The sequence below is a fragment of the Kitasatospora sp. NPDC058046 genome, assembly GCF_042885595.1.
Lineage (GTDB): Bacteria > Actinomycetota > Actinomycetes > Streptomycetales > Streptomycetaceae > Kitasatospora.
Window position 1 is genome coordinate 1 of record NZ_JBHVRS010000053.1, and the last position, 13268, is coordinate 13268.

9 protein-coding genes are annotated in these 13268 nt (G+C 69.6%); all 9 read left to right on the top strand.

The features are described from left to right. Positions 1 to 550, top strand: a 550-nt coding sequence (locus ACFVU7_RS44655) for a hypothetical protein (protein WP_388052422.1), incomplete at its 5' end; no start/stop codon positions are given. A gap of 1490 nt (positions 551 to 2040) precedes the next feature. Continuing rightward, complete coding sequence (locus tag ACFVU7_RS44660; RefSeq protein ID WP_388052423.1) at positions 2041 to 2607, top strand: hypothetical protein; 567 nt, start codon at positions 2041 to 2043, stop codon at positions 2605 to 2607. Between the two features lie 857 nt (positions 2608 to 3464). Further along, positions 3465 to 5558, top strand: coding sequence for a hypothetical protein (locus tag ACFVU7_RS44665; RefSeq protein WP_388052425.1), 2094 nt, complete (start codon positions 3465 to 3467; stop codon positions 5556 to 5558). Between the two features lie 849 nt (positions 5559 to 6407). Then, the gene (locus ACFVU7_RS44670) at positions 6408 to 6854 is read left to right on the top strand and encodes a hypothetical protein (protein WP_388052427.1); all 447 of its coding nucleotides are present in this window, start codon (positions 6408 to 6410) and stop codon (positions 6852 to 6854) included. Between the two features lie 702 nt (positions 6855 to 7556). Continuing rightward, positions 7557 to 8180, top strand: coding sequence for a hypothetical protein (locus ACFVU7_RS44675; RefSeq protein WP_388052428.1), 624 nt, complete (start codon positions 7557 to 7559; stop codon positions 8178 to 8180). 732 nt (positions 8181 to 8912) lie between these two features. Next, complete coding sequence (locus tag ACFVU7_RS44680; RefSeq protein WP_388052429.1) at positions 8913 to 9620, top strand: GNAT family N-acetyltransferase; 708 nt, start codon at positions 8913 to 8915, stop codon at positions 9618 to 9620. Between the two features lie 568 nt (positions 9621 to 10188). Next, the gene (locus ACFVU7_RS44685) at positions 10189 to 11379 is read left to right on the top strand and encodes a hypothetical protein (RefSeq protein WP_388052430.1); all 1191 of its coding nucleotides are present in this window, start codon (positions 10189 to 10191) and stop codon (positions 11377 to 11379) included. A 218-nt stretch (positions 11380 to 11597) separates the two neighbouring features. Next, a complete protein-coding gene (locus ACFVU7_RS44690) occupies positions 11598 to 12242 on the top strand; it encodes a hypothetical protein (protein WP_388052431.1) in 645 nt (214 codons plus the stop codon). Positions 12243 to 12642: 400 nt separating this feature from the next. Continuing rightward, the gene (locus ACFVU7_RS44695; protein WP_388052433.1) at positions 12643 to 13041 is read left to right on the top strand and encodes a hypothetical protein; all 399 of its coding nucleotides are present in this window, start codon (positions 12643 to 12645) and stop codon (positions 13039 to 13041) included. Positions 13042 to 13268 lie beyond the last annotated feature (227 nt).

The following is a 13268-nucleotide window of genomic DNA, read 5'->3' on the forward strand; positions in this document are numbered from 1 at the left end:
CGGTGACACAGCACCGGGGCGCACGCCACGACCACGGCGCTGTACGGTCGGCGGATGCACCCTGGCGACCACCCCAGTCCGGACGAGCCCGCACCCAGGCCAGCCGGGCAGCGCGCCCAACCCCACCGTCGAGAACCTCGTCGACAACGCCCTCGACACCATCGTGCTCACCGGCGACCCCGCCGTCGTGCGGGGCCTGCTCGCTGAGCTGACGCACCGTGGTGATCACACGCTCTGGGAGGCGGCCGTGCTCCTCCTCGGGCTTCTGGCGACCCGGCCGGTCTACGGGCTCGGGGAGCACCAGGGCGTCGAGTGCCTGCGGCAACTCGCCCGAACGGCGGACCCTGTCACCTCCCTGGTGTTGTCGGTCCAAGCCGTCCATCGGGCGGAGGGCGCCGCCGCGGCTCGGGAGGCCTGGCAGCAGGCCCCTGTGGCACCCCGGGGTCCCGCTCTGGCCCAGCTGCTGATCTCCGTCGCCTGCACGATCGGTACAGGCGACGGACGGCTTGACCCGCAGCGCACGGTGCGGCTCATCCGCGCATCGCGGTGATCGCTTTCCGCTCCCAGGTGGTGTGGGCCGGGGCGGGGGAGGGGCGTTCGGTGATGCGCGAGGTGCTGAACAGGGCGAGGACGGTGTCGATCCGCTCATGGGTGGTGAGGGCAGGGAGGGCGGCGAAGAGGATGTCGACGGCGATGGTCAGGACCCGGGTGGCTCACTGATACGAGGCGCCGCCGGCCAGGCAGCGCCTCGCACCGTTCCCGGAGTCACAGTCGAGAAGGCCAGGCAGTGCGGGCCAAGGCCCGCGTCTGCACGGCAGCCGGCGCTCTGCTCCAAGGGAGAACCGACTGATCGAAGAAACAGCTTGTACGTCCCCCGAAACCGGACGATGTGACGCAGTCCGAGAGAACAGGCAAAAGATGCAAGACCTGTCAGGAAGTCCGCTCTCCTTCGCCGACCCTGACAACCGCGAGCAGGGTCACCACCGGATTCTGGCCGCCATGGCCCGTGGCAGCAGGAGCCAGCTTCCAGGCTCGTCCAGGCCGACAGCCGGTTGTCCCCGAGGTCATCTCCCTTGATGGTCGACCCGAGCCCTACCGTGTGGACTGCCGTAGCGCTTCGAGTCAAGGGCCTGGCCAGGGTTCAGGGGCTGGCAGAACACCCCCCAAGCAGAAGCCCGCTTGCCGGCCTCGGCGCGGCCGACCTCATCGGCCAGGCCGAGCTCTCCGCGGACAATGCAGTTGACGATCAGATTCGGTGTGCCAGCGCTGGGCGGTACCTACTTCACTGTCTGCTGCTCCGATTGATGTGTGTACTGGATCCGATGCCCACCTCTTCGGCTACCAGACCCTGATCTGGGCCGGGAGGACGAGGTTCTGGCTGTCGCCTATGAAGCTGCACCACCGATGCCACGGATCCGGCACCAGTGGTGGTGAGAGTCGCCGTGGCTGTGGTTCCTGCAGGACCGTCCCACCGTTACGGCGGAGCTCATCCCGGACACTGCCGCACCGGCAGGGAGCAAGTCCCAGTACACCTACAGCGGCTTCGCGGCCCCGTCGGCGCTGCCCATACCGGCCACCCCAGGGTCTGTGGACGAAACACGCCAGTGCTCATTTGGGGAACGGATCGTGCCCGCTGTGGCTGTCGAGTCCACCTTGCACAACCCCAGCCCAGTCATGGGTGCTCTGCGCGTTCGTTCGGACTCGCCATCACGGGTCCCCGGGGTCTTCCACCCGACGGCCGAGACTGACTGAGCGACACGCTGTCTGCTTCCTGCAGGCACCGCGGAGGAGCGGGCGGCGGCAGACTCCTGGTTGGGACAGATCCGACGCCGACAGCCCTTGACATGCCAGCAGCCGCCCCTATGTTGCGCACCGTCTCAGCGTCGAAGGCCGGAGGTCAGCGCCGTCCTGCGGCGTCCAGCAGTGCTCTTGCCGCGGACTCCGACGTGCCGACACCAGCGGAACCTGTGCTGCCCAGCCCGAACCCGGAATCCCGGCAGTCACGCACCACCCGCGACCCGCTGTCACCCTCTCCCTGAAGTGGAGTTCACCGTGCCTTCCTTCCTCGACAGAATCTCCCGCATTGTGCTCGCTGGTCTTCCGGAGCGCCCCAGTCGGCGCCGACTGGAGGCGCTGCGGCTGGTGGAGCCCCGCCGGCCGGGGGCGGATCACCTCAGCGCTACGTCAAGTTCTCTCCCCGCCCTTCCGGTTCCCGGTGAATACCGGGTCGCGGTCCTGCTGAACGTCGCCCTCAGTCCGGAGGGAAGGATGGTCAACTTCGATGGCTTCCAGGAGGGCCATGAGCTGGCGGTGGCCAGTCCGGCCGAGGGAAGCCCCTTGCTGGTCCTGACGGTCACCGCTCACGACCTGATGTTCGCTGCCGAACGAGCCTTCAACATCGGTAACCGCCAGGACACCGACGACAGGGGCGTGGAGTGGCCCTGTGACCTCCGTTCCGTGTCCGCCGGTGATGTCATGTGCATTTCTAGCCCGTCTGGCTCCTGCTACTACCTAGCGGTGGCGCGCAGCGGCTTCACCCGCATCGATCCTCCGCTCAGGAACTCCATCGTTGCGCTGACCGGCAGTTCAGCGACATCCCGTACCTGACTGGCTCAGCAGGAACCGGAGAACCGCCCCGCCGCGGGAACGGCGGCTGGCCTGCGCTGTCGGCCAGCACTTCGAGGTCGAGTACGGCGTGATCTATACGGGCCACTGCGGCATGGCAGGCTTCACAGCCTGCCATGCCGGCGGGAACCTGTCGGACGGCTCCGTCCGGATCCTTCCGCACGACGCCGGCCCTCACGGCAATGCCTTGCCAACTGTCCGGCGTCGAGGCCGCGGTCACGCTGTCTCCCGACGGCGATGCCGTCCACCTTCGCATCGCCTGCGACGTGCAGGCCTCGGCCCGCTGATCGCCGCGCACCCTGAGGTGAGCGACGGCCACGAGAGGCAGCTCTCGCCCACCAGACCGGTTGGCCTCGCGCATCGGATCCCGGAGCAGAAGACACTCTCGCCGCTTCGGCCTTGCGTTGAGGCGGCGGTGCACGATCCCGTCGGACCTCAGCGATCCGATGGCCGCCAGGAAGCGCCCTGGCTGTACGCGCAAGAACTGCGACGAACTCGGAGCCAAGGCCGAGGTGGCCCGGACGCGAGCCGGCCCTGGGCGTCTCTCCCGCAGCCGTCGGAATGTCGACCCGACGGCAGTGTCCGCCAGGACGCCCGTGATCGTTCCGAGTGGCGATTCCACGCGGTGCGCGTCCACACACTCGGGCTGGAGGGTCAATGGACTGCGTCTCGCCAGCCTGGCCCAACGAAGGCCGGGGCTTATACGCCTCTATATGAGAGGCGGCTCCGAACGGAATTCAGCCTTGCCAAATCCTGGCTTGACTGGCGGTTCAGAGGTCATACCTTCACCTCCATCGAAAGCGGCCAAAAAGGGTCGCCAAAAATGGGGAGAGAAATAAATGGACACCCCGAAGAGCCATCGAGACCTCCAGCAGGGAAGAGTCGTCCCGTTTCCCATCTCGCCGGAGTACGTGAAGGGCTGGACCACCCCGAGGGCGATCGTTGAACTGATCGCCAACGCCCTCGACGAGGACCCCAACGCGACGGTCCACTGGGCCGACGGGATCCTCACCATCGAGGACAGCGGCCCCGGAATCGCCCAGGACGCATTTCTCCTCGGAGCCTCCAAGAAGACCGCCGACAAGATCGGTCAGTTCGGAGAAGGAAAGAAACTCTCCGCACTCGTCCTGGCGCGCGACCCGAACATCGGCGAGATCTGGTTCGAGACCGTCGGCTACGCTTTCACTCCGACCATCGAAAACCGTAGCCTCCTGGACGGCATCGTCCCGACCCGGGACGGCAAGGCATCGGCAACCCTGGTCTACACGCTCTACCCCCTCGACCGGACTGTCGGGACGAAGATCACCATCCAGTGCTCCAAGGAGCTGGCGGACGAGGCCATCGCACGCGTCCTGTATCTCACGGAACCCGGCTACACCCCACCTGCGGGAAAGGCCCGCATCCTGCTCGGAGGGGTCCCCGGACGGATCTACATCGGCGGGATCCTCGTGACCGACGACTCGCGGCTCTCCGTCAGCTACGACCTCCCTCTGGCCCTCGCCAAAGGGGACCAGAACCGGGACCGGACCTTCATCGACGGCCGGGCACTGGAGCGGCACCTCAGGGAAGCGCTCGCCAAGTGCGCCGAACCGGACGTCATCGAGCACTTTGTGAGCAGGGCCCTGTCCAAGGTGTCCATCGTCGCCCAAGAGCAGTACTTCTCCGCTGTCCGCGAGTACGACGTCCGACTCGCATTCCGGCGGATCGCCGGGCAGCTCCTCCCAGCCGGAAAACGGGTGTACTACCAGGGCAAAGGCGAAGGCGTTGAGGGCCTCGAAACCGACGCCTGGCTCCTGGACAGCGGCGTACACCTCGTGGAGACCGACCTTCCCAGGTTGCAGCACCAGGATCTCATGCAGCTCCTCGGAGTTGAGCGCAGGCACACCGCAGCGCACAGGGAGGTCAACCGGCAAGAGCGCACGACCACGTGGATCAACCACAAGGATCTCACCGAAGAACAGCGCCAGAACCTCGACGGCACCGCAACGCTGCTCCGCTCGGTCCTCGGTGAAGACAGCGTCGGAAGGACTCGGGCCTACACGGAAAGCAGCCTGGTCGGCTACGGCAGTCTCGGCATCTACGACCAGAGGGCCGACACCATCGGCCTCCACCTCGATACACTGAAGAGCCGAGAAGAAACCATCAGCACCGCCATCCGCATGGCAGGCCACCGCAAGGCCTACCTCCAGAAGACACACCACACGGAAGGCGCAGCCGGATTCACGCAGGCCCTCACGGAGATAGCCGCCACCTTCCTTGAGGCCTACATCGCCTCGGCTGGCGGCGCGACTGTCGGGAGGCAGCCCACCGCCGACGGGACCCGGCAGGATGAAGCCACCCCCAGCAGCACCCGCTCCACCCACACGCCCCCCATCAAGCACACCAAACCCAATCGCGACGAAATCGCACGTGCGAGGCAACTGCGCGACGCGCCACCGGTGCGCCGCCGCCTCGCCGAACTGCTCCACCAGCGCATGAAAGAGGTCCAGAACGCAACCGAGACCAGGAGCGTCGCCCGCATCCTCCAGACCGTTGCCCTGGCCAAGGTCTACTGGGACGTACTCGACAGCCCACGCCCTGTGGGGTGGCGTCGAGGCCAGGGTGTGAGCTGTGTGATCGACTACGACAAGATCACTGCGATCGCCGACCTCGTGGGAGTCAACCCCGCTGTGATCTTCCTCGCCCACATGGCAGAGGAGGCACCCACCTACGGTCGGCGCGGCAGCGGCGATAGCCAGAAGCCGTGGTACAGCCGCCTCCAGGGACCGGTCACCCGGGCCATCTCCGATCTCCAAGCCGCCGGGGGCGTCTACGCCGAACAAGTCCCCAGCATCCAGGCCATGGCCAACGGACAGACTCCCTGCGACAACGACGGACAGTGGTTGAAGCCGCTTCACGTCCTACTCAAGGCCGAAGAGGAGCGCCTCGGTTAAATCACCGGTGCCGCCCGGCTCACCCTATGGGGAGCCGGGCGGCACACCCGTGCCTACCTGTCGGCTGACTTCGGCCGGGGGTTGACCGTCGGGTCTGGGCAGTCGGCTTCTGCGGCTGTTGCCCGGGCCTGTGGAATTACCCGGCGGTCGCCATGCCGCCGGACCTGCTGGCCTGGTGGCCACGACTCGGCAGGGCAGCGTTCGGGCGGGTCGGCTACCCGCTGTTCCTACGAACTGAGGAGGAAATCCTCTGCACCACCTGACCTTTGAGCCGACGTCCACGGTGACGTGACCGTCGTGTTGTCAGCGGGTGGTGGTACCCCGGTCCCGGCCGGTGCTTGTCCTCCGGAACCAGTCGAGGGCGACGGTCACGACGGACCGCGTCGGCGCCCACGCCGGTGCCCAGGAGCCTCAGGACTGCGACGGTCGGACCATCTGAGGGCCTTGGTGCTTTGCGTTGCCGTCGTGCCGGTACCCCGACCTGGGGGAACGGGCACGACGGTGTCCCCAGCCCGGTGGTGTGGTGTTCCCGGGCGGGTGGGTGTTCGGACTCCGGCCCTGGACGGTTCCAGCACTTGGTGTGCTTGACCGGCTCGGTCTCGTGGCTACGTTCCTTCCCGGGGAGAGCACCCGGCCCGGCTGGCCGCGTCACGCGGTCCGTCCACGCGTTGCCATTGCGGCCGCCACCAATAGCCGCCTGTCCTACGGCTGTCGGCGTGCCGCGGCCCGCCATCCTGTCGCCGTCGGCGCCGGCCGCCGTCGATCACCGCCGCGTCGCCGTACCGGCGTCTGCGGCGCCGGGGCTTCTCCCACCCCTCGTTCGTCACCGACGCCTGGGAGGGCCCTGCTATGCCCGCACACCGCCGTTCCCTTTTGCGCCGCCCGCCAGCCGCCGCCCCGGCCGCCGCGCTGTTCACCGCCACTGCGTACCTGAACGTCACCACCGGTCCCCACGGCTGGCCCGAGCACCACTTCGGCTACCAACCCGGGCACGTCCTGGCCCAGGTCATGGACCCCGACCTGCCCGCTCTGCCGCTGACGTTCGTAGTCGAGGCCCCCGACCCGAGGGTCGCTGCCGTCAAGGCCGCCGCGATCGGCCGCCGGCTGACCGTCGACAAGCACGCCAGCTACTGGCCGCTGCCGTTGCGTCGCCTGGCCGTCGGCGATGTCGTCGTCCTCACCCCTCGCACTCCCACCGCTGGGAAGCGCCGTTTCTGGGCTCTCGCTTCCGGCGGCCACCTGACCGAGCTGGAGCTTGTCGACGGGACCCTGCGGACCCCGCCACCCGCCCCGTAGGAACTCGCTCCGCCACTCCCACCCCTGCGCCGCGCCCCGGCCTCCGGTTCATCCTGCTGCGCCCCATGCCTCGACTCCATGGTTGAGCGTGGGGCGCAGCGGCGCGTCCGGTGCCTTACCGAGGTGCCGGGCATCAATGAGCCCCTTCCCATCCATCGGCTGCCGCAGCTCCCGTCCGCTCCCGAGTGTTGCTGACTCGGGTCCCGTTCTCTGGCGCGGCTGCGACCCCGAGGGCGACCGCGCAAGCGCCGCCTGTACCGGCTGCGGGTCCGTCACCGGCACCACGGACCTGTGGCAGTACCCGGGAGTCGTCGACCACCCGGCTGTCTCCCGCAGGTTGTGCGCGAGGTCACCGCAGGCCGAGTCAGCCGCTACCACGCACCGGTGACCACAGACGTGCCCGGCGGCCGTGCGAGTGGCCCCTGCGCTGTGTCGGGGCCGTGAGGGCATCCTCCGGGCGCCTGCCGTCAGCGCCGTCACCTCCCGAAGCCAGGCCACCTCTGCCGGCTGTTTGCCCTGTCCCAGCCCCCCTTTGCTAGTTGAGCCAGGGGTGCTGGTCCTGTCCCTCAGGTAGAGGCACCGCCCAGCTGTCCCTTGATCGGCCGTTCGGCGTTCCTACGGTTCGTCTTGTTCTTCCGCTGTGCCCTGCGCCCTGTGCCAGAGGCGCAGCACGTACCCCTGGCGATAAGGAGGCCACTGATCGTGACCGTGTTCGATGATCACGTCCGTTCGTTGCTCACCAAGAAGGGCGTTGCCAGTATCGGCCGCGCCCTCATCGCATTCGAGGAAGGGATCCAGCAGACCGCCCCGTTGGAGGGGATGAGGGCGCAGGATGAGGAGCGGACGCCGATCAAGCTGATGACCATCTGCCGCCCGGACAATGCGATCCGCTACTTCCCGGGCGTGGAGCCGGGTGAAATGCCCACGGCGTTCGTCGAACTGGTCCCGCCCGGGCGGCTTCCCAGCGGAAGCACCACGTTCCCCACCGACATGATCGACTATGCTTGGTCCCTCGTCGATGACGCCCGGACCCCTCGCCTGGACATCCTCGGCGTTCCCGAGGGGCCGACCGTGGGAGTGCTTATCACCGTCGGGCGACGGGCGCTCGGTCTGGACGGGCCGCTCCGTCAACGCGTCCTGTTCGCCGTCCTGGCCGACGGCACCACCTTCGGCATCGTGCGGACCCACGGCGAGCCGACCCCCCGCCGGTCTAGCAAGCACATCGCCACCATTAGCCACGACCTGATGTCAGCCCTGTGGCTTGTCGGTCGTGCCCTGCACGTCTTTCCCGCCCGTATACCTCCTGCGCCTGCCGTCCGGCGGTAGCCGGGCGATCGGGGCTGGCCGGGTGGGGCGTCTTGGGTGGTGGCTGTGTTGCTGCCCGTCCGCCTCCCTGCTGCTACAACTTGGCTGTGGCCCGGGGCGGTTGCGGGGTTGTTCGGCTGGGTGTCGTGTCTAGGTTCCGCAGTGATCCCAGCGTGGTCCTTCGCCCGGTGCGTGTTCCTTTTGCCCTCCCAGCTGTGTTGCCGTCCCGCTGCTCGTGCGGGAGCGGTGAGGGAGGAGACCCGGGGAACGGCTACGCGGGGTCGTTGTCCGGGGCCCGTGGCCCCGGTGTGTGGTTGTTCATCTGGCCGGACGGTGACCACACCCCGGGGCGGGGTCCTCAACTCCGGTTCAGGAGAGGTGGATCTCCACCATGGCACACCCGCGTTCGATGGTTCCAGGTGGACGGAGGATTGCCGTGGCGCGCCCGGCCGGCGGGCGGGCCGGGGCTGCCCGGCGGGTGCGGTGAGGGGGCGGGTTGATCCGCCCGGGGACATCCCTACGTTGTGACTGCTCCGCACCGGCCGCGTCACCGACACCCCGCGTGGCCCCCGCGCACCGTGCGCCCCGGCCCCGCGTCCCGGTTTCGTGGCCGTGCTCCTCCAACGCTTCGGGGCCCCGTGTGGCGCTGCTCGCCCGAACGCGGCCGTGTCCCGAGTCCCGTCGTGGCCCGGCAGCCGGGGCGGTACCCCTTCCACCTCATCCGCCGCCAGGCGGTACTTCGAAAGAGACGCCGTGACCACCTTCCCTTCCAGTGACAGCCGAACCGCCACCGACTCCGGACCCCAGACCGGGCCCGGGTGCGTGAGGATACGCACCGCAACCCCCAACGACGTCGACACCGTGACCGGCCTGATCCTGCTGATCGACCTGCACCAGAACGACGAAGGACTGCGCGAAGTCACCGCCTGGCTACGCGACCTGATGACCCAGCAAGCCACGAGCATGCTGTCCATCGAGCACCTTGATCCCCACTGGAACCTCTCCCACGGCTACAACCATGTCCTGATCGCCGAACACGAGGGACACCCCGCCGGAGTGATCCGCTGCGGACCTGCGCCCTGGATCGCCAACCACGCGGAGATCCAGCGCGTCCCATTCCTGGCAGGCCGTCTCATGACGAGGATCGGCACGATCGGTGAACTCGCGGTCCTGCCCGAGCTCCGAGGCCGGGGGATCGCCCGCGCTCTGGTCTCCCACGCCGAGCAAGACCACCGGCAGGCAGGCTTCCGCGCCATGTCGTTGCGCCATGAACGGGATCTGACGCGCTTCTACACCGGACTCGGATATGCCAGCGCCTCCCGTCTGACCCTGGACGTTCCCGCGCTCGGCCGCGTGCACTGCGTCAGTCGCGGCTGGAGGCACGCGATCAAGCCCCTGACACCTCCCGCTTCGGTGCACGACGTACACGGCGACCCCGTGCTCACCGGCATGGTGGACTGACCGCCACCGCCCGTCCACGACCACCAGCAGCGCCCCGGGATCGCACCTCCCGGGGCGCTGCCGGCGGTTGCGCAGCCGCCCGACCCGCCGCGGGTTGGTTCGAGCGGCGCAGAGCCCTGTGATCGCTGCTCCAGGCGCCGGACCGCCCGTGGCGGGCGGGGGCCTGGCCGCGCGGCCGTTCGGTACCCGAGGGACGCCGCCGCCCGACGGTGCCAGCGGGCCCTGGCCGCGCTCGGAACCCAGTGCCTATGCCCCACTCCCTCCCGGGAGTGGGGCACGGTTGCCGTGCGAGGTCAGCGGTGTCCGGGGTTGACCGGCTGTCTGCCGGTCCTATGGTGTGTCCTGTTCCCGCCCGGTGGTCGTGTTGTTCCGGCCGTACGGGCTTCCCCCCGGCACCGTGCCCGCCCCTCGCCGTCTTGGGCGGGGCACACGCAGGTGCCGCTGCCGTCCCGCAGCCCGCGCTCCCCGGCCCAGGTGCGGGACGGCCCCGAACCAGGGCGCTCGGTCCCGTTGCCCCGGGCCGTTGTCCCGCCCCTACCACCCATCCTGTGACGAAAGGGAAGTCCTCATGCACCAACTCAACTTCGACCCGCAGAGCGCGCTGGGAGCGCAGGTCGTCAGGCTGTTCAACCGCATCAAGACCGAGATCGAGAACCGTGACGGCTCCTGGGACGGCGGGGACGTCGTGAACGAGCTGGGACCGTGGCTCGGCGATCTGGGCATCGACATCACGGGTGACGCGATCGTCCCGGACGCCGCTGCTGCCGGTGTCACCCCGCGGACCCTACTCCCGGACACCGTGGGCGTCGTTGCCACCCCGCGGGCGCTTGCCCTTGCCGTTGCCAGCAGCATCGCGGGCGCCGAGGTTGCGTCCCGTCGTACGGTCCGGCACGCCGGCGGTGTCCCCGCGCTGCCTGCCACCCTGGAGCACTTGAACCGTGATGACCTGCACGCCCGGGGCTGGAACGACTACCTCATCACAAAGCGTCTCGGCGAGCCCGACCGCCGTGACATCCTCCACCGCGGCACCACCGCCCGCCCGGTCGGTACCTGGAAACGCGACCGCGTCCTGGCAGCGGAACACGACCTGCGCGGAGAGAAGCCCGTCACCGCCGACAACGCCGAAGGCCTGTTCGGCACGCGGGTGCGCATCGAGGCCACCGGCCTCACCGGCGTGCTGCGCCACCTGAAGCACGACACCGGCAACGGACGCACCCTGGCGGGAGTCGACCTGGACACGCTGCTGCCCGTGGGCATGACGACGCAGTGGACCGACCTTGGCCACGGCGTCGCCGTGCTGACCGACCAGACCCCCGTGCGGACCGACGCCCACGCGCAGCTGACGCGGGAGCTGCGGCGGCTGAAGACCGAACGCGCGAGGGCCCAGCGCACCGCCCGGGCGCTGGAGGCCCGCTCGCGGGCACTGAACGAGACGGCGGAGCAGGCCAAGGACACGGTGGCGCTCCACCTGCCGCAGGCCTTCGTGGAACTCGCCCAAGGCCTTCCCGTGATGCAGCTGCCCGAGCCGGAGATGACGGACTCCCGGCTGCTGAAGGTCCGTCTCGCGTGGGAGGGCGCCCGGGCAGCCGACGTAGGCCCTGACCGCAACGACGGCCTGCTCCTGGTGGCCGTTCTCGACGTGATGTGGTGGTTCGACCGCCTCGCGCTGCAAGCGCTGGTCGGACGTCTCGGCCCGCTGACGGTCCACCAGCTGAACGCCTGCCGCCAGGTACGCGATCACGTGGAACAGATCTCCTAGAAGCCCCGGACGAACCCGGTACGGGCCCAGACGCATCCCCCGGACCGCGCGCTGCTCGCCCTCGACGCGCCGCACGCCCAGCTCAGCGTCACCCGACTCCCCGCCACCACTCACCGACACCGCTGCGCCCCCTGAGGCCGGGCCGATACCGGCCCCGGGGGGCGCAGCCCGCCCGACATCGCCGGAAGAGCGTCCGGCGCCAGCGAAAGGACACCCCGATGCCCCACCAGCACCCCGAGGCGGCGACCATCCTCGCCGCGCTGCACGCCGCCGCACTCACGGCCACCGTGGAGCAGGCCGCCGGCGGCGGCCACCAGATCCACGCCCCGGGCCCGTACGGCACGTACGCCCTCATCGGCTGCCCCAAGACCCTGCCCGCCGCCGACGAGCCGCTGAAGGCCATCCACTGCGAGGTGCACGACGCCGACGGGATCGTCCCGGACGTCGCGTTCCACCGCTGCGCCGACCCCGCGTGCGGGCAGAGCGGCTGCGGCGAAGGCGCGTCCCTGGACCCGGTGCTGCTCGCGATCGCGCTCGCCGACGCCTTCAACTCCCGGCGACCGGCCTACATCCCGAACAGCTCCCGCTTCTTCAATGACGAGGGCCTCCAGTACAGCGCCTACTTCAACCCGGCCTTGCACGAGGTCACGATCGTGCAGTGCAAGCGCTTCGGTCCCTGCGGCATCTCCGATCCGCTCGACACGGACCCGGCGGCCACGCTCGCCGACGCCGAAGCCGTGGTGCGCGGACTCGGGTATGCGCGGGCCACGGAGTGGGCGGGCCCGGACGTCCACGGCGGCCTGTACTGCTACCTCTCCCCGTCCCCGACCTCACCCTCCTTCGGGGCGCCCCGAATCCCCTGATCCTGGGAGGCATCCGAAATGCAGCCCGGCAGGCACGGCACTGTCCCGCGCCCATCGGGCGGCACCGGCTTCCTTGCGACGGCGGTACCGGACCAACCGCGACCGCCGCCCCCACGACCCCGGGCAGCCCATGGATCGATCCGGGCACGGTGAGAGGATGACACGCGTGACGACGAAACAGGCAGGCTGGCGGAACGTCCCGGTACCGGAGGCGTTGGCGGGGTTGCCGCGGGACCACCGCGGATACCCGGTGCCGTGGATCGCCCAGTGGGAGGACGGCGACGAAGCGGCCGCCATCCGGACCATCCCCGGCACCGGCCGTGTCAGGTCGTGCACCTGTGGTCCCGGGCGCGGCCGCCCCGTGCTCGGGCGGCCGTGCCCGCAGCGCCAGCGAGCCTGCATGGACGAACGCCGGTGCCAGCTGTGCGGGCGCCGCATCAAGCCCCGCGTCCGGGCCGTGTTCCTCGCCGGAGTGTCCGGAACCGACGGGCCGGCCCTGGTGAGCGAACCTCCCCTCCACCGGGCCTGCGCCGCCTACGCGATCCAGGTCTGCCCGCACCTGATACTCGGCCATCGCAACGGCTCGCTGTACGTCGCCGAAGCCGAGGAGTACCTCCTGCTGGAGGAGCGGGTCCGCCCCCGCAGCCTGGACCCCGCCGCCGGCCTCCTCACCGGCGTCTACGCCCGCGGCAGCGAGGAAGCGCGCGCGTTCGGAGTCCTTCAGACCCTTCTGGCCGCTCTGCCCGGCCCGTGGACGCCCGCCCCGCAGTGGCTGGAGCAGTACCGCACCACTGTCTGAACCCCACCAGACCGACCCCACCAGGCGCGGCCGCCACCCGCGGCGGCCGCGCCGCACCGGCACAGCCCTGCCCACCGTGCCCCGCCCTGCTTTTGCGGCGGCAGGCGGTTGCGGGGCCCACACCGCCCCTCTGGGCGGGTTAGGTCTGCCTGTGTGTCGGTGTGTTGCGGTCTCGGTGTCGGTGTCGAGTGGTGCGGCGTGTTCGGGGCCGGTCGTCTGCATCGACG

Bases quoted from the DNA above. Each gene is read 5' to 3' on its own strand.
- ACFVU7_RS44665 (WP_388052425.1), top strand. From the start codon at position 3,465: ATGGACACCCCGAAGAGCCATCGAGACCTCCAGCAGGGAAGAGTCGTC.
- ACFVU7_RS44670 (WP_388052427.1), top strand. From the start codon at position 6,408: ATGCCCGCACACCGCCGTTCCCTTTTGCGCCGCCCGCCAGCCGCCGCC.
- ACFVU7_RS44685 (WP_388052430.1), top strand. From the start codon at position 10,189: ATGCACCAACTCAACTTCGACCCGCAGAGCGCGCTGGGAGCGCAGGTC.
- ACFVU7_RS44690 (WP_388052431.1), top strand. From the start codon at position 11,598: ATGCCCCACCAGCACCCCGAGGCGGCGACCATCCTCGCCGCGCTGCAC.
- ACFVU7_RS44695 (WP_388052433.1), top strand. From the start codon at position 12,643: ATGGACGAACGCCGGTGCCAGCTGTGCGGGCGCCGCATCAAGCCCCGC.